The following is a 23692-nucleotide window of genomic DNA, read 5'->3' as shown; positions in this document are numbered from 1 at the left end:
TTACCCTTTTGGTGGTGTGGTGAGGTCTGTTGGGTCGAACTGCTCTTCTTTACGGGAGAAGAAGTGCTCACCCATGACCTTTTGTATAATACCGCGTCCCATCTTCATTGTTAAATGATAGGTCAATAATGGTAATGGCATTTTGATGAGATGTCCTCTAAATTCAGCCAGCATGAGTTTAAAACCTGATGATTTCGGTTTTAAATGAGTGTGCTTGGGAAGCAAAACTGAGCTAAATATCCACAAATCTATGCGAGACCTAAAGCGGTGTATGTTTAAACATTTATCAATGACTGCTTGAGGTAATGCCAAACCAAAAATTTCTTGCACAAAATACAGTGCTAAGCCTACTTCATATTCAAAACCAAGGTCCTTGGCTACTCTCATCACGCCTTTAAGTTCAGGATCGTTTACGTCAATCAACATAAAGCGAAGATCAAGGATATCTCGAAATGCGGTTTGGTAGTCTTCGTTACGAAACAAGTGCACACAACAATGTACAAATTGAGCATCAATTGTCAGTGTTTGAATGCCGTGGTCGTTTTTGACAATATACTTTTCTAATATAGTGGCATTCGGCGCATCTTTTGACACCACAGGAATAATATTATGATGAACATCTATGTTCGTTCCGCGATGAACGTGAGTTAACGGTGGAATTTCATGTGCCCATTTGCGGTAGTACTTTTCATCATAATCGGTAATCTCTCCGCCAATCCAACCATGCATACCAAGGTGCTGTTCACAATCATGTAGATCGTCTTTATTAACCAATATGTCTATATCTGAATAGATACGGCCTTGGCCTACTTCACTTTGATTCAAGCTATATGCTGCGCCCTTTAGAAACACGACAAAGCGAGATACTGGAGAGAGTGCCTTGACAATCTCATCAGCTTCAAAGGCCACCTGCTCTTTTTGTTTTTCCGCTATGCGAAACGCATTTCGCAAATGCCGCAAAGTCTTCTCATCCATTTCTTTCGGATTGCTAGCCTGTTCTTGATATTGAAAAAACAAATACGCAAACTTTGGAAGCACTTTCTGCTGACGTAAAATCAAAAGTACGAACGGTCGTTGATGCTCTTTCAGATCACACAAACGCTCTGGATGCTCGAACAAACTAACCAGGAAATGAGAGTCAATTTGCATGAATGATTTCCTCATCCAAGAAAGCGCTGACTTCGTTTAGGTCATTGTAGAATATTTCAAAGTGCTTTGATTGCTCTATGACCTGAGTGATGGTGTCAAAGCTTTCATTACCTACCACAGTGAAGTTAAATGAATTACTGACTAATTGCATGAAGCTTTCCGTCATATTCATCGGGTAAATATCTAGCGTTGTGTCTGCTTTATAATTAGGGTAAACAATACCCACAATCTCAGCCTCTTCGTTGCATGCGGCACTAGCTTCGCTTGGCGCCGCCATATGGATAACGTCACCTTTGTGAGTATGCCTTGCAATACTTGAATAGGTAGCATCTGGAAACCAAGCTTTTGCTAGTTCGATGGAGGAATTTTTTAAACATACTGGTCGAACAAAGGGCCTCACTCGGTTTGTTTTAGGTTGTATCAAGGCCATTTCATCTGATAACAAGCGCCAACCATTTTGAGAAAGGTGCGCCGTTAAGGTGCTTTTTCCAGAGCCCGGCGGTGCTGGGAAAAGTATCGCTTTGTTATCCTTCGCTAAAACTGCCGAATGAACAATCGCATAATCTAGTTCATGTGCAGCCACAGTCCAATTCATACCCCACTCTAACATCGCAAATGCTTGGTTTGCGTGAAGCGGCTTAAAAGGCTCACGATCATCACATAAAAATCTAGCTTGCGGTCGAAAGAAACGTCGTAAGCCATTCGAGAAAGTAATGCTCAGAAAGTAATCCACATATGTGCTTTCTTGGATATCTTCGGTATAGCCCGACTGGTAAATCAGCTTGGCGTTTTCTAGTACTAAGGGGATATCCGTTTCTATTTGAAAAACAAATGGGGAAATAGAGAGTTGAAAGGTTTTCATTTATAGCGGCTCGCTTTGAGCATTATCTGCAGCAACAACAAAACCTTGGTGAATGAGCGTGTTAAGCAGTTCAGCGTTTTTATCATTGAGCTCATCAGGAGAGCGCAACCAACCAAAGAACGTTTCTTTGCTGACATTCAATGAGCTAACAAATGTGCGAGTAGGGTCAAAGAGCACAATGCCCGAACCATCTAAAAAGGGATGCAAGCGCATCCCCTTTTTTAATTCAAGTTCTTGTGAAAACGTTTCGTCTGCCACTGTAACCTTTCTTTTTATGCATCCGTACGCCGAAACGACGCAACGCTAACTATGCTGTTCGTAGCTTATTTGGATTGTGATGCAAGTCTTTTAACAACTGCAAGGTACCATGCGGATCATGTTGGGCCGCTGCATGTATTTTGGCAATAAACGCTTCAGCACTTTGGAAAGGTGGCTTGCTACCGTTGAACGAGTTAACAATTGGGTAAAATACACCAGGGAATCTACCACTCAACTCTGCATTCAAGTAGGCACTGACGATATATTTATTCAGTTCGGAGTTGCCACCTAAGTAGTTGAAAATATCAGACCACTTGTAGTATCTCCACTTATTGCGTGATTGCTGAAACAACTTCACGTGATAAGTATTATTGTTTTTTCTAAACGTACCGACTTTCCCGCCGACTTTTTTAAAGAAATTTGTCAATTCAGCAGTGTCACCAAGCAAATGGCACAAAAATAAATCGTTTACTTTATTACCTAAGCAACGCTTTAATTTCCAATCGATGTTTGGAGATCCACCACACACGGCAAGGTACTTATATGCTAATTGGCCGACACGCGTTTTCAACCAGTCATGTGGGCTTTTCAAATGTAGTTGATGTCCACCTGCGAAATCAGAACCATGGCCAGAAGCCGCAATACTATTCGAGCTCATCGTAGCCCAAACTGATTTACTTGGTATCGTGGCCAACATTGCACCGGCAGAAGCGCGTGTTAAAAAGCGACGTCTACTTTTAGCGTTGTCTGACGCCGATTCCGTCGGCAAGTTTGAGTTGTTATCTTCCATCTGAAAATTACCTTACTAAAATAAAACTGCTAGTGGGTGAGGTATTGAACCTCAACCCATTGAATACTATTGCAATGCAAAAAGTATTCCACTTCATAACCATTTGTTTTACATGCATTTAAATCTTTGCTTTGCACAATGTGCAAAAAACTTCGACAGATTATAGCGCTAAATCAACCGTCTTTGCTAGCTTTCTCAACTCTCTCACAGGAATCGCGTATGTGATGCCGCTAGGGTTCGTCAAGGCAGCCTCTTTTCCTTCCTTAACAAACACCTTATTTATGATACCAATGACCTCATTTGAATAAAGAGATAACAAGGGACTACCGCTGTTACCTGGATACGCAGTTGCGTCTAACTGATAGATCATAAAGGGCTTTTTCAAACGTTTCAGCATTTCTACCGTTAGTTCGTTCGCATTATTTGCGGGATTAATATCAGGTGTGGTCGCAGCAACAAGTCCTGTGTGAGTCGCTGGATATAATCCTAAGACCGCACCAATTGGGAAGCCTGTAAAGAAAACTGACGATCCATCGTCAACCAAGTCGTCATTGGCTAGGCTCAGGCTTGGCAAGGCCTTGTCTATTGTCAGGATTGCCAAATCGTGTACCGGGTCAATCGCAAGCACTGTCATCTTATGTACCTGAGGATTCGGACCAGAACCACTCAAGGCAACATAATGTTGAACCTTCTTAGGGTCGAGATCTTTTGATACAACATGATAGTTCGTCACTATATGCTTACCATCTCCAACGACAAAGCCCGTGCCTATAATTTTTGGCGCATTCGCTTCTAAAGGTGTCAGAATCGCAATACCAACTACCGACGGTTTGGTTTTTTTAATGTTTTGCACTAGCCGAGTTTCTTGTTCTTGTCCTCCCCCTTGATAAGCAAACGCTGTATTTCCTGTACTGCCAAAAACGATGAATACTACGAGCGTCAGCAAAACCCGCCATGTTGTTGAAATATGACGTTGCTCAAAGTGGCAAGAACTTGTTGTTATCATGACTATATGTCCCTATTCAGTATCTTCCTAGCATATCTAAATTACTCCAGATTACCAATATCAAATCCGCTACCACATCGTCCAGTAAAGTATAAAACCACATACGAGTTATGATGTGGGATACTGCCCTTGTGCGGCGAACTTTGTAAAATACTTGTTGGATAATAAAGGTATTCTTTTACATGGCATCAACGCAAAAATCAGGTTTGCAGTTTTCTATCAACAATATTCAAGATTACATAATGAATAAGGGACTGCTTGGCGCTATTAGGAACAGGATAGCGATGCGCAAGCAGCGTAAAGAAGCTGAAGAAATTAGTTTTCATTTTTCTCAATTTCTCACTCCTGTCATTGCAAATAGTGACTTTAAACAAGATTTGTCGAGTAAATTAAGACATGACGTATATTGCGAAGAGTTGCAATATGAAGACTGCCGTGAAGATGGCTTAGAAAGCGATGAATTCGACGCTTACTCAAAGCATGCCCTCATTCAACACATAAAATCTCGTACCTATGCGGGCACTGTGCGTGTGATTTCACCTGAAAGTGACAAACAATTACTTCCCATCGAAAAGCACTGTCTTGATAGCATTTTAGATCACGAGTATTTACCTTCGAACTTCCCGCGTGAAGATATTTGTGAAATTTCTCGTTTGGCTGTGCCAAGTGCTTTTAGGCGACGTGCGTCTGACAAATTTGTTGGCGCGGCAACCGGCACCATTAATGAATTCATCGACTCAGACAAAGAACTACGATGCTTTCCTTTCATCGCAGTAGGTTTGTATTTTAGTGCTGCGGCGCTATGCCTAAAGCTTGGTAAGAAGCATGCTTACATGATGATGGAACCCAAACTCGCCAAAAGCATGTCTTACGTAGGCATCAAGTTTGAACAAATCGGTCCTGTGATTGAATATCATGGGCAAAGAGCGCCCTACTACATTAACAGAGATATGTTGTTCGCCAATTTAAGCAAAGAGTTCACGTTCATGTTGGAGAACATTCGAAAAAGTCTGTATGCTCAAACTCTATAACGCGCCAAGATAGATAGTAGGGAAAGGATGCCTCAGGTAAACACCGACATATTCGATTATTATACTACCGAGATGGTTTCTGAGCTGTTTAGCACTGTTCACGAAAGTGTGAATACAGGCAACCTATTTTTAAGTCCGTTCTGGCTTGTATCTTGGCTAGAAACACTCGATAAACTTCCTCTTTTACTCATTTGTGTCCGCGATAAACAAGTTATTGGCTTTGGGTTTTGGGGTAAACAAACACATTTTCTGGGCAACACCTACTTTCTGAATCAAACGGGCAATCACTTAAATGATCAAGTGTGGACCGAACACAATGATGTTATTTGCCTGAAGGACGAACGTGACATTGTTGTTACCGCAATGCTAGAGCGGCTAAGTGCGTTACCAAACACCAGTAAAATCGTTATCCGAAATACGCTGTCGGATCACTGGCCTTGCTCCATTCAAGCAACGAGTGAACGCAGTGCAGAAAATAGTGCTTATGTTGACTTAACTCAGGGCGATTACTTACAGAGCCTTTCAAAAAACACTCGCTCAGCAATAAAGCGCTCAAACAAACTCATTGAAAATACGCTTGGTGAGATTAGCGTTAGCCCAATAGATGTAGCTAGCCATTCTACCATTTTGAATGAAGTTGGCGCGATCCATATGCAGCGCTGGGGTGACAGTGAGTTTGGTAGTGGCTTTGCGAATCCTAAGTTCGTGGCTTTTCATGACAAAATACTGAAACAAGGTACTGGTCAGGAGAATCAAGCAGAACTGCTGATGGTGCGTGCCGGCGATACGTGCTTAGGATATTTGTATGTTTTAAAACAAGGTCAGTACGCTCTGTTTTATTTGTCTGCAATTAAGTTCTCGAGTAACGACAATAAAATAAAGCCTGGCATGAGTATGCACTTAGCCGCGATTGAGTATTATAAAATGAAGGATTTTGAACGGTATGATTTTTTAGCTGGACCTGCGCGCTATAAAGAACAAATGTCGAATGCACATTATCCGGTCTACCATATTGAAATTTCTACGCCTTCAATCAGAAACCGCTTATTTCGTTGGTTAAAAGGGTTTAAGTCAGGAATATAATCGTCAGTAAAAAAAGCTTATAGTTTGAGCTATTAAAATTTATACTATGACGCGCAACAAGGACTCAGTTCAATAACAAGGTAAGTAATGACTCAGCAAACAATGGCAAGGCACGTAGCTTAATGATCCATGTATTTAACTTAGATAATACTCATGCGAGTCAATCGTCCTTTTCATTCGGCGTACCGCTACCGCAAGGTACTTTTTGGCCGGAACAAAACTTACAGTTAGTAGATGAAAGTGGACAAGCCTTAGTCGCTAGCATTCACCCTACCGCCTTGTGGCATGACAAATCAATACGCTGGTGCTTGATTGAAAGCCAAGCGCCAGATAGCGTATCGATGATAGATAGTCCGCAGGCGCCAGGTAAAGACAAAGCACAACCAAGCATACGCTGTTTTATTACCAGCACGAATGCCAAGATGTTTCGCAAAGTGGATTGTGCGACAAAGCACGATAAGTACTTTGAGTTAAGTTCGAAAGAAAAGAAACTGCGTGTCGACAAACACAGCGCGCTGCACTTTCAAGAGTGCAATTATCGAGACAGCAGTGAGCAGGCCGGTGCAAACAGTCTAAGGTCACACCTTTTGCTTCAAACCGTCGGCTATAGGCACAACATAGAAGCCTTAGATTCAAGTTCCTTTACTCGCAGTGCCAATACTGGTGAGCCTATCTATGCGCAACTTGAGCAAGCGTTTCGAATTCAACTTGCCAATTCGCCTAAACATCTGCAGCTTTATCTTCAATATCAACTTGATTACATAAGCAATGCACTCACACTGCGTTTGTCACTGCATAATCCTATGCCAATAGTACAAGAAGGCGGTCAGTGGGATTTAGGCAATCAGAATAGTGTAGAGTTGTCACAATTTGGGCTTGTGTTGGAGTGTCCGGGGGCAGAGTTAAGCGTATCTTGCATCGATGAAGCAAATAGTGGCACAGCAACTAATAATGACACCGAGTTTGAACCCTACGAAAGCTGGTCTGTACTAATAGAAAACAGTGGTGGCGACAATTGGCAATCAAAAAACCATGTCAATAAACACGGCCAAATCAAGCTAGGTGAACGCGGTGCACTACTGACCCAAAGTACTAACGGCGATGCCGAGCAAACACGTATTATGCGCCCTAAATTTACTTGCGCATTAAAAAATCAAGACACTTCCTATGCCTTGTCTCTTGCGCAAACTTGGGAAGCTTTCCCGCTTAAAGTCTTAGGGGAGTCTGGCAAAATAACGGTAGATTTCGCCCCCAGTGACATAGCTAGCTTTGTCGAATTGCAGGCTGGCGAAATAAAAACGCATACGATCAATATTCAGCTTTCAGGCTCGGTTAATGAGCCTTCAGCTATTGCTCTTCCACTAATGCCCGTGCCAAGCAGCGACCTTTTTTGCGACTCGAATACCATACCGTGGCTTCGAAAAAGCGTTTTAAAAAGCCCCCTAGCACACATCGTCGAAATGGGCTTGAGTGGTGAACGTAATTTCTTCAACAAGCGTGAAGCCTTGGATGAGTTTGGTTGGCGAAATTTTGGGGATATATATGCCGACCACGAAGCCGTTGGTCATAAAGGCGATGATATATTCGTATCACACTATAATAATCAATATGACCCGCTATTTGGCTTCTTAAAACAATGGTTACTTACCGGTGATACCCAATGGAAGCAACTTGCTGACGATTTGTTTGAGCATATAGTTAACATTGATATTTACCATACAACATTAGATAAGCTCGAATACAATGGCGGTTTGTTTTGGCACACTGATCACTACGTTGAAGCTGAAACAGCAACCCATCGAACATACTCAAAGCGCCAACAACAAGGCGTGTATGAGGATCATGCTGGCGGCGGTGGCCCCGGCAGTCATCATTGCTACACAAGTGGTCTAGCGCTTTATCATCAACTCAGCGGAAATATGAAAGCAAAAGAAGCCGTGTTGAAACTAAGCACTTGGATCTCTTACTTCTTCGAGGGGGATGGCACATTACTCGGCACCCTACTTCAGTACCGCAATAAAGCCATTGTGAGAAATCCACTCACTGGCCAATATCCTTTAGATCGTGGTGTAGCGAACTATATCAATGCGCTAATAGACAGCTATGAACTAAGCTCAGACGCACAGTATATTGAAAAGGCATCAAATATTATCTTGCATACATTTAGCCATGAGGATGATATTGCTGAACGAAATTTCGAGGATATAGAAAACACTTGGTACTACATTGTGTTTATGCAGTCAGTTGCCAAGTATTTATGGATCTGCGAGACCGTGTATGGCATCAGTCATGACTATGCCCCGATTAAAAAAGCCTTTCTGCATTATGTTGAATATATCGCGACATCAGAAGTGCCCTACTTGCAAAATAGTGAGCGCCTAGAATATCCAAATGATACCTGGACTGCGCAAGATCTCCGAAAAATTATGGTTCTGAAAGTAGCTGAGCCTTACCTTGTAAGTAACAAAGAACTTCTCGAGAAAGTTGCTGATAAGATAAGAACCCTTACCGAGTATGTTGAAGCGAAACTGATTGAGAGTGAAGAAAAAGACTACACTCGGATACTTGCCTTAATTATGCAAAATAATATGTCGGATAAGATTGAGCCGCGAACCGACACACCCAAGGTCACAGTAGACTACCAAAGTGAGCCCTACAGCTTGTTGGGTTTTGCATGGCGCTTTCTAAAACAATATTCAATCAAGCGCGAAATAAAGCATTTATTCATTCGTTTCCCGCAGCTCAAAGGCAAAAAAACAGAGGCGGCCCAAGCATGATAGAAGTCAATCCAAAGTGCTGTAGCTTTATCATTCCCCATTATGGACGGGAAAAGATGTTAATAGAGACAATTGAGTCTTTGCATCGCTTGAAAACTCAGGTAGCTGGAGATGAGCTTGGCCTTGAAGCGATTATCGTCACCAAAAATGACACGCTTGATTTTGATTTTACCCCTTTACAAGACAAGCTGACGATTAAAGTAATTCATGCACCAATGGACATTACGATATCGGCGCAACGCAACATTGGCTTTCAGAGTGCAAGTGGTGCAGTAGTCGGTTTTCTGGATGCGGATATTGAACTAGCGCCCAATTGGTTAAGCCAGTTGTATCCAATGCTGAATGACAATACGAAACTGGTCAGTGCGGTACAAGTTGCTTCTGATGGTGCCAGTCCGCTGGAAATTCTGCGGACCGAATTGAGTAACGCCCATGTAGATTGCACAGTCGAATTTTTACCGGGTAGAAACTTACTGATGAAGCGCGAAACATTTATAGAATCAGGAGGTTTTCCCGAACACCTAGTCACTTGTGAAGACTACGTATTTACCCAAAAAGTAGGTGAACAAGGTGACTTGTACTACACCACAGCAAGTACTTATGTGCACTTAGGAGAGGATAAGGTATTTTCAGAAATGGCCAAAAAGGAAATTTGGCGTGGCCAGTCAAACTTAGCGTCATTGAATGGCAGGAAGATAGGTCTTTCTGAATACCCTAGTTTTATTGCCCCGCCGATGTTTACTTTTGGCTTGGTATTTGCGCTTATGTTTAGCCTTTTATCATTGCCAAGCTTAGCACTATTCAGTTTGCTCGCTAGCCTAGGTGTGTTGAGCTTGTATACCTTAAGACTTTATCGCTTAGCGCGACCAAAAATCAGCTTATTCACAGTGATTAAATTTTATGCTCTGTATTTTCCAGCCAGAACTTGGGGTACAATTCTGGGCCTTCTTAAACCTATTGCAACGAGTAGTCACACTTGAAAACACCGTCGAGAAATATGCATATACTTCAATTTATTTGTTCTACTGGTTTCTACGGTGCAGAGCGTTGGATTTTGGCTCTTTGCAATAATACGGTCGATAAGAACGTAAAATACAGTTTAGCGGTGACTGATGAAGCGGCCTCTCAGAACTTAGAAATAGCCAGACACTTCAAGCGAGACTGCGGTGACGTTTACGAATTGCCAATGGCGCACAAATTTGACTTTAAGGCAGTGAGTAGACTTGCCGAATACATCAAAGCCAACAACATTGATGCAGTGCACACTCATGGCTACAAATCAGACATACTTGGCGTACTAGCGGCCCGTAAAGCCAAAGTACCCGTTATCGTTACCCCGCATGGCTTTGAAAATGCGAAAGACTTCAAATTGCGTTTATTCATTTGGCTAGGTTGCCAAGCCATGAAGTACGCAGATCATGTTGTGCCACTGTCACCACAATTGGTGAAAGACGTCGAAGCATACAATATCGAAAAGCCACAACTGGTGTACATCCAAAATGGTGTTGATTTGTCTGAAGTAGAGAAATTCAAACAAAAACCCATGGCCCTTGAGAAAACTAAAAAGCGCGTGGGCTTTATTGGGCAAATGATCAGCCGCAAAAATATCAAAGACCTACTTGATGTATTTGATGCTCTGCACCAAAAAATGGACGATCTTGAACTCATCTTGCTGGGTGATGGTGAGTCAAGAGAAGAGTTAGAAACCTACACACAGACCTTGTCGTCAAAAGCAGACATCCACTATTTAGGTTATAGGGATGACCGCTTAGACTATTTAAAAAGCTTTGATCTTTTCGCTATGACCTCTACCCTTGAGGGGATCCCAAGATGTTTGATGGAAGCCTGCGCAATGGAAACCCCTGTTGCAGCCTATGATATTGCAGGTATTGATCAACTGATTACCAACGAACAGACTGGCTTACTGTCGCCTTTGGGCGACAAAGAGCATTTACTAGCGGCTTGGGAAAAAATACTCAACGACCAAGACTATGCAAAACAATTAGGTAAGAACGCGTGTGATTACGTAAACGAGCATTACTCTGCCAAACGAATGGCGGATGAATACGTTACTCTGTTTAACGACGTATTGGACAACAAGGAAGTGACATAGTGAAAACAAAACCCGAACTCGTCTTTATCTTGACGATAGATACCGAAGAGGAATGGGACTGGGATGGTCCCTTCCCCGAAAAAGACTTTTCGGTCAAAAATTTAGTCAAGATCCCTGCTTTTCAAGATTTTTGTAACGATAAAGGCATTCGCCCTTGTTATTTCGTCGATTATGCAGCTGCAAAAGGCGCTGCAGAGAACAAGGTTTTTGCTCAGGCAATAAAGGATAATACATGTGAACTCGGCGCTCACCTTCACCCTTGGGCAAACCCTCCTTTTTTCGAAAAGCCCAACGAAGCAAACTCTCATGTGGTTAACTTACCTATTGAACATGTCGAAGCTAAACTAGACGAGCTCGTGTCGGTTTTTGTGAATGAATTCGACTATCAACCCACTTCATTCCGCACAGGCCGCTGGGGAATATCTGCCGACATTATGCAGCTACTTTGGAGCAGAGGCTTCACGGTTGATTCAAGCGTGTACCCTTATTACTCAAACGAATTTTTCACCTGCCAAGGTTCCCCAATTGGTGCCTACTGGCCAGACGCACAAAATGTCCTGAGCGCCGGTGAGCAGCGTAATATAATGGAAATTCAGGCATCGGTTGGCTTTAACCGTAGTGCATTTTCGCTATGTGACAAAATTCACGAGCTTGCCGCGTCGGCACCCTTAAAATATTTAAGAAGCGTTAGCCTTTTATGGCACACCCATTTGCTGCGCAAGATATACATGAGCCCAGAAGTGATGGAAGCAAAAGATATGGTTTCGCTCGCCCATAAAACATACAAGAATGGTGCAAGCTATATCAATATGTTCTTTCACAGCTCGAACCTTATCAAAAATGGGACTGGGTTCTTCAACGTGGAAGACCCATTCAACGAAATATGCAGCCGCGTAAGTGCGGTAATTGACGCATTATCTGAAGACTATCAATTGAACTTTATGACTCTAAAAGAAGCGCAGGTCTACTTCGCTCAAAACCCAAAAATGTTACAGCGCTCATGATTGAAATAAAACGACTAAACGACACACATCAAGCCATATGGGACAACTATGTTGACCAATGTGATGCGGCAACGCCATACCATCGCTTTGCTTGGGGCCAAGCAGTCAAAGCCAGCTATGGGTTTGATACTCATTATTTAGGGGCGTTTGAGGGTGATAAGTTAGTTGGGGTTTTGCCTCTGATTGAAATGAAAACTCCATTAAAAGGAAGTTCTTATGTTGCAGCACCCTATTGTGATGCTGCTGGGCCTTTAGCAGAAAATCAGAGTGTTGTAGACGCTTTAAGAACCGCGGCTGTAAACGTTTCAACTGACACTAACTCGCCTCTTGAAATACGTAATGCTAGCAACGTCGTAATTGCCCCTGAAAAGCTAATAGGTAGCGAAAAAGTAAGAATGCTACTTAATCTAGAAGCTGATGCAGAACAGCAAATGGCGGCCTTTAAATCGAAACTGAGAAGCCAAATCAGAAAGGCCGAGAAAAACGGCTTGAATGCTGGAGTGTTTCGCTTTGAATCCTCCGCAAAGTTTGAAGAAAAGTTAGCGCAGTTTTATGAAGTGATTTCATTAAACATGCGCTCTCTCGGCTCCCCAGTGCACTCAAAAGAGTGGTTCAAGCAAGTACTTAAAAACTATCAAGACAAGGCTTATTTAGCTTTGGTATATAGCGATGATGTTACGGTTGGAGGCGGTATCGTGCTGCTTAATGGCAACGCAGCTTCTATTCCTTGGGCTTCTACAAAATCAGACTACAATCGATTAGCTCCGAATATGTTGCTTTACTGGACAGTAATTAGTGAAGCAATAAAAAGTGGTGCTAGCACATTTGATTTTGGGCGTTCAACTGCTTTTGAAGGGACTTACAATTTTAAAAAGCAATGGGGAGCAAGTCCAAGCCCGCTAGATTGGCAAAGTTATAAGGATGGTACTGAACAGCCTGAATCTGCTGAAAGCAAAAATGGAAAGTTGCGCCAGCTAGTCGAAGCTATATGGAAAAAGCTCCCTTTGGGCTTGGTAAACGCACTTGGGCCTAAAATTCGTAAATATGTGAGCTTATAATTGGAACAGACCAAACTTACTAACACTCAGGCAACCAAGAAAAAAGTACTGCATATTACTTATGACATGCGCATAGGCGGTACAGAAATGGTGATAAAAAATATCATTGAAGGTAATAATGATGGTTGTGTTGAAATGTCAATTTTCTGCATTGAAGAACCTATTGGTCCTTGGGGTAAAGACTTACAGGGCGAAGGTTATAGTATTCACTCCAAAGCAAGAGTGGACGGGTTCGACCGTTCGTTGATAACTGCAATTAGAAAGCATGTCAGAGCCCATAAAATTGATATCATTCATTGTCACCAATATACACCCTGGGTTTACGGCACATTGGCAGTATTGGGCCTATCGACGAAAGTAATTTTCACTGAACATGGCCGTTTTTACCCTGATGTGAGTAGTTGGAAACGACGCTTCGTTAATCCTATTCTCTCAATGATGACAGACCGTATTACGGCTATTTCTGAGGCGACGAAAGAAGCATTAGTGGAATATGAATTCTTAAAGCGCAGCAACATCGACGTGGTGTACAACGGCATTCGTGCGCTCGAGCTTGATTTAGCTGAAATAGAAAGTTTACGAAAACAATACAATATCACAGATGATGATGTCGTATTTGGCACAGTGGCAAGGCTTGATCCAATTAAAAATCACAAAATGATGCTGAATGCATTTGCAGGACTCTTGGCACAGCATAAAAACGCTAAATTATTCATCGTGGGCGATGGCGAATTAATGGAGGAACTCAAAAAGCAAATACAAATACTTGGTATTGCGGATTCTGTTGTTTTACCTGGTTATATTCCCTACCCTAAAGCGTACTTGGCAATGTTTGACGTATTTTTACTTTCAAGTTTAAGTGAAGGTACCTCAATGACGATACTAGAAGCAATGTCGCTAGGAAAACCATGTGTAGTTACTGACGCTGGCGGCAATAAAGAAATAGTACTTCACGAACAAACGGGCTTAGTCACTGAGAACGATAACAGTAGTGAGTTTCAAAACGCTATGCTGCGTTTAGTATCCAATAGAGACTTACTTGCAGACTATGGTAGCAATGCAAAAACAGTGTTTACTGATAAATTTGATGTGGAACATATGTCAAAACAATATAATGCCATATATAGCGGTGACTCAAGGTGATAGGCCGTGACATTGAAATGATGACAGATAAATGAAATTTACAATTAAATTAGTTCTTACTTTAGTTTTGTTTGCCAGTGCTGCGCTACTAGCGATAAATTTTTATGGTCTAACTAAAGAGTTGCGACCTGACAATTTGTCTCCCGAGTTTCTTCGTTTTGGGGAGCGGGACTTATTACTCAGCAAAAAAGAGTATTTTAAGGCTGTTAAGAAAGTAGAAAATGAATCTGACCTAGAATACGCAAAAAGGCTAACAACAGTGATTTCTGAAGGCACGGCCCATGTTGATTGGGAAGTTTATAATCCTTCAGCATTTCATCAACTTGTACCATTGTGGGAAAACTGGATTTTGCATTTTATGGGAAGGTACTCTGGAATACCTGAATACGAGCGTTATCATTTTTCAAACCCCCAAAAAAGCATGGAACGTGGTATTGGTATTTGTGGTGACGCCTCTATTTTAATGAGTCAACTATTAAGCAAACACGGTATAGACAATAAAATTGTCACTTTTCCCGGTCATGTCGTAGTGGCCGCTGAGTTTGACAAAACACAGTTGGTTTTTGATCCTGATTTCGGGGTAGTCATTCCGCATTCGCTGGAAAAAATTAATACACAAAGAGCAGCTACAAAAGGCCTCTATTCTCAACAAGGCTACTCAAACAACGAAGAGCGTTTTTTAGTTAATGAATATACTAAATCATACAGTATTTGGGACGGCCCAAAGCATCTAATAACGAATAAGTTTTACTTTGAAAAGTTCGCCTATTTCGGCAAATGGTTTTTTCCTGTAATTGGGGTACTGTTTGTTTTGGTTGTGTTTTTGAGTACTAACAAGAGCAAAAAGGAATAATAACTGTGCAATACTCAATTGTAATGTTTGCATATAACGAAGAGAAAAACATCGAACGCTCGGTATCAAGCATATATGAAAACGTAGACCAAGACTTAGTAAACCTTATTGTCATTGCAAACGGCTGTACCGATAACACTGTCCCTATACTTCAAAGTTTTGTTGTTAGTGGTAAGTTCCCAAAATTGAAAATAGTAGAGCTTTCGATTGGTGATAAGTGTAATGCTTGGAATGAATATATTCATTCAATCTCTGGTGATGAAGAAGTGCATTTTTTTACAGATGCAGATGTTCAGTTTACAAAGAATGCGTTCAGTCAAATGGCCCAAAAATTAACTTCTAGTCCAAATGCATCTGCAATTGCAGGACTCCCTTTCTCAGGCAGAAATATAGAACAATACAGAAAGATGGTAACTGAATACCATTTGCTCTTTGGCAATTGCTATGGTCTAAAGCGCTCCTTTTTGGAGATCGTTCGAGAAAAAGAGTTTTACCTTCCTATTGGCTTGGGTTGGATAGATTCAGCAATCACCAAAGCTGTTAAACGTGATATAAAAGATATCGATGCGCCAATAAATGAAAGAGTTACTTTCGATACTAACTGTGGATACTTATTTTCCAAATTAAGCTATTTTAAGCTGGACGATATAAAGTTATATATAAGTCGAATTGCAAGGTATAAAACAGGCCAACTTCAACAAAGCCATCTAGAAAAAATGAGCTTTTTAGAATGGCCACGTGAATTAAGCGAAATAAATAACAAGATACTGACAGATATCGAAAATGGTGTAGTAAAGCTTAATCCCTTTCTAAAAAGTAGGATAGTAAAACGCCTAAACAAGAAAATTGTCGTAAAATAAGGTCCCCTCATGACAAATGAAAACTCTGCACATGCTACGTGGCCCCTATTCGTAATGGGAACACAGCGTTCTGGAACAACCCTATTGACTCGAATACTTTCGGCTCACAAGGATATTTTTGTACAGAATGAAGCTGAACTACCGCTTATTTTCGATGGTGAACAAGAACCGCAAAAAATCATTGACAAAATAAAAGCTGAGCTTATTAGGCATGACAACATCAATGTGGATAACTTGTTGAGTGAAGGTTGCAAAATATGGGGACTGAAAGATCCACAACTTACCGAACACATTGACGTCCTCCGAAAATTCCTACCTCATTCAAAGTTCATTATCATTCTGCGAGATGGTAGAGGTGTGGCTAACTCCTATATTGAAAACAAATGGGGACTTGGCACCAACGCTTACACTGGCGCTCAGCGATGGCGAAAAGAAGTGAAGCAGCAACTGGAATTTATGGCGACAATGCCCGAGAACTTCTTTTTTATAAAGTTTGAAGACATGGTTAAAGACCTTGAGTCATCAATGAGAGAGGCATGCACTTTCTTAGATATAGAATTTGATCCCGAAATGTTGAATTACAACAAGCAGGAAAGCTACTACGAAATCAAGAAGGAAAACCGTCACACGTTTAAAAAGCCTGACGTTGTTCTTACCAAAAAGTGGCAACAAAAGCTTAGTCGACATGAGATTAGTGTAATAGAGCACGTAGCTGGCGACCTACTAGATGAATTTGGTTATGAAAGAGTTGGTGAACCTATAAGCCTTTCATCTCTGCAAAAAGCGTATTACAAAGTTCACCAAGCTATTATCGGTGAAATACAGTTGCAGTATAAGTGGCGTAGATTTAGGACCAAAGATGCAATTAAAAAATTTTTTAAAGCTAATCAAAGCTGACAATATGTATTACAGGGTAGTTTAGGAATTCACCATTCATAAATTGCGATCTTAAACCAATTAATATTCGGTCCTTACATTGAATTCAAACTTTAGATATGACATCAACGCACTCCGCGCTCTTTCGGTAATAGGCGTGTTGATATTTCATATAAATCGGGATTACCTTCCCTCTGGCTTTGCTGGAGTTGATGTTTTCTTTGTCATTTCTGGTTATTTGATGACAGCTATAATTTCAAGCAGATTAAATAAGGGTTCATTTTCTTACATAGACTTCATGCACTCTCGCTTTGCGAGAATAGTTCCTGCGTTACTCGTATTGTCAGGGTCTTTGATGATAGCAGGTTGGTTTTACTTGCCTACAACCGAATATTTTAAATTAGCAGAGAATGCGCTTTCTTCTGCATTGTTTTATTCAAATGTTTTTTATTGGATGGAGGTGGGTTACTTCACTTCTGGAGCCTATGATAACTGGTTACTTCATACTTGGTCACTATCAGTGGAATGGCAATTTTATATGCTTTTTCCATTTTTACTGTTGGCTCTAAATCAACTATTCTCAGCAATCAAAGTTTTTCTTACTTTCGTAGTTTGCACATGTATCGCCTTAAGCATATCTATTTACCTTACTATACATTCGCCAGATGCTGCATATTTCTTACTCCCTGCGAGAGCGTACGAAATGATGCTAGGCGGGATCTGCTACTTTTATCTTCAACATCAAAATAGTTCAAATGCACTTTTGCTGAGATTTCCAATTATTACTCAATACTTAGGTGTAGCCCTCATAGTTACTAGTTTCTTCTTGTTCTCTGAAAGCACTATGTGGCCAGGTTTTTGGGCCCTTTTTCCAACTATTGGATGCGCACTAGTACTAATTTCAAACTACCAAAAAAGTCGTTTTTCTCAAAATGTGATATTACAAAAGCTAGGCTTATGGTCATATTCAATTTACCTTTGGCATTGGCCTCTAGTCGTTTATATGTATGAGACTGGCTACACAAGCGTAAAGGCTATCGTAGTTGCAATGTTGTCGATTACCTTAGGGTATGCTTCCTACTCAATAGTAGAAAACCGTCGAGTATGGCGTACAAAATTTAGATCGATTGTATTTTTATATGCTGGCGTTATATGTTTAATAAGCTTCACTTTGTTTACTTCTGGCGGGGACGTTGGAGTGAGGCAGAACTTGCTGGGAGAAAGTGCATCCTACCAAGAGAAATATTTAACGTTTAACTATGTTTCAGCTGAGCACAAGTCGAAAATTCGAGACGAATGTAATTTCTTAGACACTAGTAACGACACAGCAAGAGTCGAAAGTGGGATCGCCGATTGTGCACTCGGTGGTTTTGGTGGAGTTTTTCTCTGGGGTGATTCGCATGCTCAAGCTTTATCTTTTGGTATCAGACAGGTGCTACCAAAAGATACAGTATTTAACCAAGTTACTAGCTCCAGCTGTCCACCAATGGTCAACGGTGACCATGACTTAAAAGGTGAATTTAAAATAGCTTGTAATTTATCAAATGAGTTTGCACGAAAAAAGATACTCGAAATTAAGCCAAGTGTCATCGTCCTTGCTCAAAGAAATAAGCATACATTAAATGAGTATACAGAAATATTAGCCTTCTTAGATAAGCATGATCTATCAACAAAAGTCCTATTAGTTGGACCTACGCCTCAATGGAATGTCTCATTAACCAAGCTTATAGCGAAAAAGTATTTCTCGCCCTCAATTAAAAGAATAGATGATCCTACTTTTGATGAAAGCACGTTAATCAATGGTGCAAACTTACACGCAAAATATCGTGACAAGAACATTATTTTTGTTTCGTTAACTGATTACCTTTGCAACCAACAAGGCTGTCTAGTCAAAATAGATAACCAAAATACGCCAATAATATATGACTATGGTCATTTGACGGCCAAAGGATCTATATTCGTGAGTACGAACATTATTGGCCCAGTACTGTTAGAGCTTTTAGATAAATGAAAACCTGTAGTCGAAAACTAAATTAATCTTAAACATTGAGGTAAAAGTTTTCAAATTTCCTAACAAAAGTCTCTTTATTGAACTGCTCAACTACTCTGTTACGAGCATTCTTTGCCAACTGATATCTAAACGCTGGATCGTCTATCAATAAGCTCACCTTTTGTGCAAGTTCATCAGGAATAAAAGGTGATGTTAATAGCCCAGAAACATTGTCTTCAATTGCTTCTGGAATGCCATTTACATCAGTACTCACAATCGCTTTCTGCATCGCCATTGCCTCTAGTATCGCAATAGGAAATGCTTCTTTGTGAGAAGCACAAACAACTATATCCAAGCTGTCCAACAATGCCAACACATCAGAAACTTGACCGTGAAACGTCACAATATCATCGACTTCAAGGTCTTTCGCCTTGCTTTTCAAATAATGTTCTCGCGGTTCTTCAAGAATATCTCCACCAATAATATGAAACTCCAATGATGCATATTTCTTGCTAAGCAACGAGGCCATCTCTAAGAACTCATCATGACCTTTACGTTTCTGCAAATTTGCAACGATACCAATACTAAGTGTTTCACTACCTACACGGTTTGTTGGACAAAACCGTTCAACATCAACTCCATTATGTATAGTATGGAGAGTCATTTCGGGAACTAGTTCTTTTAAATGTGTACCAACCTCATCGTTTAGGTCTTGGCTACAGAATACGCTTGCTGATGGTTTTGGAAGACGTCGCAGTAACCAAGCTAAATGAGATTTTTCGAAAGGGAAGTGAAAGTGTGATACCACCTTTGCTCCTGCTAGTAAAGCTCCGACAACACAAGCTCGGGTACAGTATGGGTCCGCAGTATGAACAATATCAATTTTGTTTTTTAGTAAATAACGACTGAGACTAAAAGCTTGCTTAATGCTTTCAAAAAAATTAGAGATACCAGGTTGATTCAAGTCTATTTGCGTATGGGAAATACCCATTTCCTTAGCCCAATCTGTTAAAGGTCCTTGCTCAGGCGTAATCAGAACACAATTAAACCGTTTAGTATCAATATTCCCTAGCAACATCTGCGATACTCTCTCGGCTCCACCGATTTTTGCAACACTATGAACGATAGCTATATTGACCATATTCCATTCCATCCTAACTTTTACAGCTCATTTCAACGGATAACTGCGATCCCTGTGTGCGTTTAAGTATACATGAAATAGCTTTGATGATAACTTCTATGTATTAGTGCGAGTCTCGTTAAATAGAAACAAAGGTTATATTTCAAAGTGAATCAGGCAAAAGGAATTGAGACACAAAGTCAGTTCGTTATTATAAGCGGTATGCACCGGTCAGCTACTTCCCTAGTCACTCAATATCTCCAGCTGTGCGGAATAGCTCTAGGAGACAATCTTTTAGGAGCACATAAGGACAATCAAGATGGTTATTTCGAAAATAAGTCTATTGTTCAACTCCATCAATCGATCATAGTTGAACAAAATCGGAATCTATTTAATTGTCCTGAGCAAGCATCATATGCAGAGAGCGCAAAAAAAGTTCTACTAGAAGAAGCTAAATCGTTGGAAAGTTTTGGTTCTGTATATGGCTTTAAAGACCCCAGAAACTGCCTTTTCATTCAACCCTTGTCTGGGTTATTTCCCGACGCAAAGCATCTCTTGCTGTACAGAGATTATAGAGAGGTAATCGACTCACTGATAAGAAGAGCAACAGATAAGGAAATAAGAAGACAACCCTGGCTCGCGGCTAAAGCATGGATAAAATACAACGAATGCATTATTAAGTTTTATAAGCGCAATCAAGAGCATAGTTTGCTATTTAATGATTCATTCTTTATTAAAAATTCCGGTCATTGTGTTCAGGCAATCAATGCTAAATTTAGAACGAAACTAACTCCCGAACCAATCAATTCTATATATAAACCTAGTTTAACCAAGCGGGATGGTAAGTTTAACTGGAAAACCCGCCTAGTTTGTTGGTTTTACAGAAACAAGCTCATTGATATTGATAAGGAGCTTAAGGCAATAAGCGAGAGCTGACCATAATTGATTTTTATTTTAAAGCTATTGACTCATAAAAGTTAACAATGTTAGATTGTTAAAAAAATGTAACTAGCTAGTTTCTATTAATTTTTAGCCATTAAGGAATAATGTCTTTTAATTGGATAGAGTAAAGCGTTGTTTTTGCTTTCATATGTATTATACAAATTGAATAGATGGATACCTAAGGAGAGGGTGAAGTCATGAAAAGCTCAGCAGTATCGAGTATTATTAGCGCCGAAGATAGCCAAAAAATTTCATACTTAAGGGCTTTTGCAATCATTGCTATAGTCTTTGGTCATATAGGTGGCTTCTGGTTCTATGTTCCATTCTCCTCTTATCTGTATATCGTTGTTCCTTTGTTTTTTTTCCTATCAGGGGCTGTTTCTCGTATCAGCTTTAACCGAACGTTTTCTTTAAAAGAATACTATGGTAAGCGTGTAGTCAATCTTCTGATTCCATACTATCTATTGTGTTTTATTTGTCTAATAGTTTACTTAAGCCAAAATGGTACATTCCCAGACTTTAATTTAACAAAGCTGAACTATTGGCTTCAAATCAGACCGATTATGGACATCCGGCCTTTCCCAGTCGGTCAAGTTTGGTTTTTGAACGCCTTGCTTTTGATATCAATAATCTCTCCATTGTATTTCGTTCTATTGACAAGAAAACCGATAATCGTTTTAGTACTCGTTGTTATTTTTATCGGGTTTAGTTTGTATCAACAAATATATCCAGATTCATTACAAATAAGATTGTTTGGGAATGATCTATACAAACCAATGATACAAAGCATCTTTTATATTTTTGGTGCATATTGCTTTGCTTTACCAGGTAACACAAGAAATCGTATCATGGCGTTAACAGTTTTGGTCTGTGTTAGCTTGTCGCTACTGAACGTATGGGCTGGCGTGAGTATAGATTTGACTGACCATAACTTCCCACCAACTTTCTATTATGTGATGATAAGCTTAATGGCTGTTTGTCTATGTTACCTTTTAATTCCATACATTATTAATCTAGTTAAAAAACTTCCACTAATTGATGCATTTTTGAAGTTTTGTGATAAGCATACATTTTCTATTTTTATCCTACATACGCTCAGTATTTACTTGGTGGAAGTTAGTGAAGTTATAAACTTCCTCCCGGAAAAAACTATCGCCTATGGAATCTTAAAATCGATTGTCGTATTGGCTTTAACTTGCGCTGTATCACCTTTATTTTCACGGATTTCGAATACTATTGCACTATTTGCTATGCGCAAACTAGCTTTAAGGAAACAGAGTACCCTAGCTAGAACTAACTCTTCCTAAATCTCGCCAGCTTGCTGAATAAAAGTGTCATTGCTTTCCCAATCAAAAACTTGATATGTAAGGCTGCATGGTTATTTTTCAGAAAAACTTTGAATATCACAAACACAAACACGCACCAAATCGCTGCAAAAATAGCAAATTTAAAAGAAAGCTCAAAGAATACAGGCGCATGAAAGGTAAAAAGAGTTAATACTTTACCTACAGAAAACGCGCCTAGGCTAGAAGTTAAAAACAGTAACAATATAAAGAATAACTTTCTTTTATACATATGAAGTGTGGCTACAATTAACAATAGTGACACCATTATTAATTCAACGAATAATTTACCCAATGTAAAGGACTCGAGAGAAAAGTCTCTTAACAGATACAGCACGAAAAACATTGTTAACAATGAAATAAAGTCGTAAAAAAACAAAATTCTGACTTTTCCTGAAGATGTAATAATTTTTCCCGCAATAATACCTATCGTATGAGGGATAACCAGCAACGAGAGTGCTGCAAATAATGACGAATACTCTAGCCAGCTATCCCCCAATATCAACTTAACAATTTCAAAACTGTTAAAGTATACAAACGCAGCAAATGGTATAGCCGTTGACGCTACTATCATCAACGTCAAAGTAATTTGATGTTTCAACTCTTCAATTGAATGCTTAGTCCTTGAATAAGACGCTAATAGGGGGTCTAAGGCTGGAGCAATAAGGTCAGTAGCTGGCATATTAGAGATATACTTACTTATATAATAACCACCAAGTTCGGAAGCTGAAAAAAACTTGCTAACAAAAAAGTTATCAAGTTGAGAACGTGTGTAGCCCAAAATACTCCTTGCTAACATCCATTGGCTAAAAACCCATTGCTGCTTGATGTTTATGAGAGTCAATTTGGGTCTGTAGTTAAATATTACGTATGAGCAAATGAGGCCGACAAGATTTGAGGACAAATGCCCAACTATCAGTGCCCAGTAGTTTTTAAAATAAAGTGCTGCGCTAATAGATAAGGTAATTGCAAATATTTTTTTTATGAGGTCTATTTTTAATAGTGGCGCATAATTTTGATTTCTTTGGCAAATTACAAGCTCGGGATTTACCAGCGCGCCCAGAGGTAGCATTAGCGCAAGCATAGGTATAATAGGAATTAAACGCTGATCTTCATAAAACTGAGCAATTAAGGGGGTTAACAATAGGACTAATACGACTATACCTGTTTTCAAACATAGGTTTAATGTCCAAAATGTATTGATATCATCATCATCTACAGCATCCTTTCTGATGATGTACTCTCTTCCACCACTTTCAGCAATAGTCGTCATGAAAGTTATAACTAGCAGTGAGATTGCTATAATACCAAAGTCTTCCGGCAACAATATTCTAGCCAGAACCAAGGTACTAACCAAACCCAAAAGCTTTTGAGATATTTTGGTGAAAACGAGGATAATCGAACCCGTTAGGGCTTTTTTTGCTTCAGACAAAG

Annotated in this window: 21 protein-coding genes; 14 read left to right on the top strand and 7 right to left on the bottom strand. The window is 40.1% G+C overall.

Annotation, left to right across the window (positions count from 1 at the left end; genetic code table 11):
• The 5 genes from RM544_RS08880 to RM544_RS08860 all read right to left on the bottom strand — a co-directional run bounded on the left by RM544_RS08880 (nucleotide 1) and on the right by RM544_RS08860 (nucleotide 4065).
• Complete coding sequence (locus RM544_RS08880; protein ID WP_311361436.1) at nucleotides 1–1149, bottom strand: nucleotidyltransferase family protein; 1149 nt, start codon at nucleotides 1147–1149, stop codon at nucleotides 1–3.
• Nucleotides 1139–2011 carry an HprK-related kinase A gene (locus tag RM544_RS08875; RefSeq protein WP_311361435.1) on the bottom strand — a complete coding sequence of 291 codons (873 nt, stop codon included), beginning with the start codon at nucleotides 2009–2011 and terminating at the stop codon, nucleotides 1139–1141. The genes RM544_RS08880 and RM544_RS08875 overlap by 11 nt, the downstream gene beginning before the upstream one ends.
• Complete coding sequence (locus RM544_RS08870) at nucleotides 2012–2269, bottom strand: hypothetical protein (RefSeq protein ID WP_311361434.1); 258 nt, start codon at nucleotides 2267–2269, stop codon at nucleotides 2012–2014.
• A 49-nt stretch (nucleotides 2270–2318) separates the two neighbouring features.
• Complete coding sequence (locus RM544_RS08865; protein ID WP_311361433.1) at nucleotides 2319–3059, bottom strand: hypothetical protein; 741 nt, start codon at nucleotides 3057–3059, stop codon at nucleotides 2319–2321.
• A 160-nt stretch (nucleotides 3060–3219) separates the two neighbouring features.
• Nucleotides 3220–4065 (bottom strand): S1 family peptidase, encoded by an 846-nt coding sequence (locus RM544_RS08860; RefSeq protein ID WP_311361432.1) that lies wholly within the window; start codon nucleotides 4063–4065, stop codon nucleotides 3220–3222.
• Between the two features lie 182 nt (nucleotides 4066–4247).
• On the opposite strand from RM544_RS08860, the gene RM544_RS08855 reads away from it, so the two are divergent.
• The 12 genes from RM544_RS08855 (at nucleotide 4248) to RM544_RS08800 (ending at nucleotide 18874) form a co-directional block, all read left to right on the top strand.
• The gene (locus RM544_RS08855; RefSeq protein WP_311361431.1) at nucleotides 4248–5096 is read left to right on the top strand and encodes a PEP-CTERM/exosortase system-associated acyltransferase; all 849 of its coding nucleotides are present in this window, start codon (nucleotides 4248–4250) and stop codon (nucleotides 5094–5096) included.
• Nucleotides 5097–5123: 27 nt separating this feature from the next.
• The gene (locus RM544_RS08850) at nucleotides 5124–6179 is read left to right on the top strand and encodes a GNAT family N-acetyltransferase (RefSeq protein ID WP_311361430.1); all 1056 of its coding nucleotides are present in this window, start codon (nucleotides 5124–5126) and stop codon (nucleotides 6177–6179) included.
• Nucleotides 6180–6301: 122 nt separating this feature from the next.
• Nucleotides 6302–8956: an RIFT barrel domain-containing protein gene (locus RM544_RS08845; RefSeq protein WP_311361429.1), complete on the top strand. Its 2655-nt coding sequence runs from the start codon at nucleotides 6302–6304 to the stop codon at nucleotides 8954–8956.
• Nucleotides 8854–9936, top strand: a complete 1083-nt coding sequence (locus RM544_RS08840) for a glycosyltransferase family 2 protein (protein WP_311361428.1) — start codon at nucleotides 8854–8856, stop codon at nucleotides 9934–9936. Before RM544_RS08845 ends, RM544_RS08840 begins: the two co-directional genes overlap by 103 nt.
• A gap of 17 nt (nucleotides 9937–9953) precedes the next feature.
• The gene (locus RM544_RS08835) at nucleotides 9954–11069 is read left to right on the top strand and encodes a glycosyltransferase (protein ID WP_311361427.1); all 1116 of its coding nucleotides are present in this window, start codon (nucleotides 9954–9956) and stop codon (nucleotides 11067–11069) included.
• Nucleotides 11069–12073 (top strand): polysaccharide deacetylase family protein, encoded by a 1005-nt coding sequence (locus RM544_RS08830; RefSeq protein WP_311361426.1) that lies wholly within the window; start codon nucleotides 11069–11071, stop codon nucleotides 12071–12073. Before RM544_RS08835 ends, RM544_RS08830 begins: the two co-directional genes overlap by 1 nt.
• Nucleotides 12070–13131, top strand: coding sequence for a FemAB family XrtA/PEP-CTERM system-associated protein (locus RM544_RS08825; RefSeq protein ID WP_311361425.1), 1062 nt, complete (start codon nucleotides 12070–12072; stop codon nucleotides 13129–13131). Before RM544_RS08830 ends, RM544_RS08825 begins: the two co-directional genes overlap by 4 nt.
• Nucleotides 13132–14274, top strand: coding sequence for a glycosyltransferase family 4 protein (locus tag RM544_RS08820; RefSeq protein ID WP_311361424.1), 1143 nt, complete (start codon nucleotides 13132–13134; stop codon nucleotides 14272–14274).
• 31 nt (nucleotides 14275–14305) lie between these two features.
• Complete coding sequence (locus RM544_RS08815) at nucleotides 14306–15127, top strand: transglutaminase-like domain-containing protein (RefSeq protein ID WP_311361423.1); 822 nt, start codon at nucleotides 14306–14308, stop codon at nucleotides 15125–15127.
• A gap of 5 nt (nucleotides 15128–15132) precedes the next feature.
• Nucleotides 15133–15987 (top strand): glycosyltransferase family A protein, encoded by an 855-nt coding sequence (locus tag RM544_RS08810; RefSeq protein WP_311361422.1) that lies wholly within the window; start codon nucleotides 15133–15135, stop codon nucleotides 15985–15987.
• A gap of 9 nt (nucleotides 15988–15996) precedes the next feature.
• Nucleotides 15997–16884, top strand: a complete 888-nt coding sequence (locus RM544_RS08805) for a sulfotransferase family protein (RefSeq protein ID WP_311361421.1) — start codon at nucleotides 15997–15999, stop codon at nucleotides 16882–16884.
• 79 nt (nucleotides 16885–16963) lie between these two features.
• Nucleotides 16964–18874 (top strand): acyltransferase family protein, encoded by a 1911-nt coding sequence (locus tag RM544_RS08800; protein WP_311361420.1) that lies wholly within the window; start codon nucleotides 16964–16966, stop codon nucleotides 18872–18874.
• Nucleotides 18875–18902: 28 nt separating this feature from the next.
• Here RM544_RS08800 and RM544_RS08795 read toward each other — a convergent pair whose 3' ends face one another.
• Nucleotides 18903–19994, bottom strand: a complete 1092-nt coding sequence (locus RM544_RS08795; protein WP_311361419.1) for a glycosyltransferase — start codon at nucleotides 19992–19994, stop codon at nucleotides 18903–18905.
• Nucleotides 19995–20141: 147 nt separating this feature from the next.
• On the opposite strand from RM544_RS08795, the gene RM544_RS08790 reads away from it, so the two are divergent.
• Together RM544_RS08790 and RM544_RS08785 are read left to right on the top strand one after the other, a co-directional pair.
• Nucleotides 20142–20909: a sulfotransferase gene (locus RM544_RS08790; protein WP_311361418.1), complete on the top strand. Its 768-nt coding sequence runs from the start codon at nucleotides 20142–20144 to the stop codon at nucleotides 20907–20909.
• Nucleotides 20910–21112: 203 nt separating this feature from the next.
• The gene (locus tag RM544_RS08785) at nucleotides 21113–22222 is read left to right on the top strand and encodes an acyltransferase family protein (RefSeq protein WP_311361417.1); all 1110 of its coding nucleotides are present in this window, start codon (nucleotides 21113–21115) and stop codon (nucleotides 22220–22222) included.
• On the opposite strand, the gene RM544_RS08780 is transcribed toward RM544_RS08785, so the two are convergent.
• A complete protein-coding gene (locus RM544_RS08780) occupies nucleotides 22209–23690 on the bottom strand; it encodes an oligosaccharide flippase family protein (protein ID WP_311361416.1) in 1482 nt (493 codons plus the stop codon). The two genes, RM544_RS08785 and RM544_RS08780, sit on opposite strands and share 14 nt — an antisense overlap.
• Between the last annotated feature and the right edge of the window lie 2 nt (nucleotides 23691–23692).

The organism is Brumicola blandensis (genome assembly GCF_031846165.1).
In the GTDB taxonomy this organism is placed as follows: domain Bacteria; phylum Pseudomonadota; class Gammaproteobacteria; order Enterobacterales; family Alteromonadaceae; genus Glaciecola; species Glaciecola blandensis.
Note: the sequence above shows the minus strand (reverse complement) of the source record. Positions and strands in the feature narration are given on the sequence as shown.

Excerpts from the sequence above, each read along its gene's own strand:
- RM544_RS08880 (WP_311361436.1), bottom strand. The coding sequence starts at position 1,149 with ATGCAAATTGACTCTCATTTCCTGGTTAGTTTGTTCGAGCATCCAGAG.
- RM544_RS08875 (WP_311361435.1), bottom strand. The coding sequence starts at position 2,011 with ATGAAAACCTTTCAACTCTCTATTTCCCCATTTGTTTTTCAAATAGAA.
- RM544_RS08865 (WP_311361433.1), bottom strand. The coding sequence starts at position 3,059 with ATGGAAGATAACAACTCAAACTTGCCGACGGAATCGGCGTCAGACAAC.
- RM544_RS08860 (WP_311361432.1), bottom strand. The coding sequence starts at position 4,065 with ATGATAACAACAAGTTCTTGCCACTTTGAGCAACGTCATATTTCAACA.
- RM544_RS08855 (WP_311361431.1), top strand. The coding sequence starts at position 4,248 with ATGGCATCAACGCAAAAATCAGGTTTGCAGTTTTCTATCAACAATATT.
- RM544_RS08850 (WP_311361430.1), top strand. The coding sequence starts at position 5,124 with ATGCCTCAGGTAAACACCGACATATTCGATTATTATACTACCGAGATG.
- RM544_RS08845 (WP_311361429.1), top strand. The coding sequence starts at position 6,302 with ATGATCCATGTATTTAACTTAGATAATACTCATGCGAGTCAATCGTCC.
- RM544_RS08840 (WP_311361428.1), top strand. The coding sequence starts at position 8,854 with ATGGCGCTTTCTAAAACAATATTCAATCAAGCGCGAAATAAAGCATTT.
- RM544_RS08835 (WP_311361427.1), top strand. The coding sequence starts at position 9,954 with ATGCATATACTTCAATTTATTTGTTCTACTGGTTTCTACGGTGCAGAG.
- RM544_RS08825 (WP_311361425.1), top strand. The coding sequence starts at position 12,070 with ATGATTGAAATAAAACGACTAAACGACACACATCAAGCCATATGGGAC.
- RM544_RS08815 (WP_311361423.1), top strand. The coding sequence starts at position 14,306 with ATGAAATTTACAATTAAATTAGTTCTTACTTTAGTTTTGTTTGCCAGT.
- RM544_RS08805 (WP_311361421.1), top strand. The coding sequence starts at position 15,997 with ATGACAAATGAAAACTCTGCACATGCTACGTGGCCCCTATTCGTAATG.
- RM544_RS08795 (WP_311361419.1), bottom strand. The coding sequence starts at position 19,994 with ATGGTCAATATAGCTATCGTTCATAGTGTTGCAAAAATCGGTGGAGCC.
- RM544_RS08785 (WP_311361417.1), top strand. The coding sequence starts at position 21,113 with ATGAAAAGCTCAGCAGTATCGAGTATTATTAGCGCCGAAGATAGCCAA.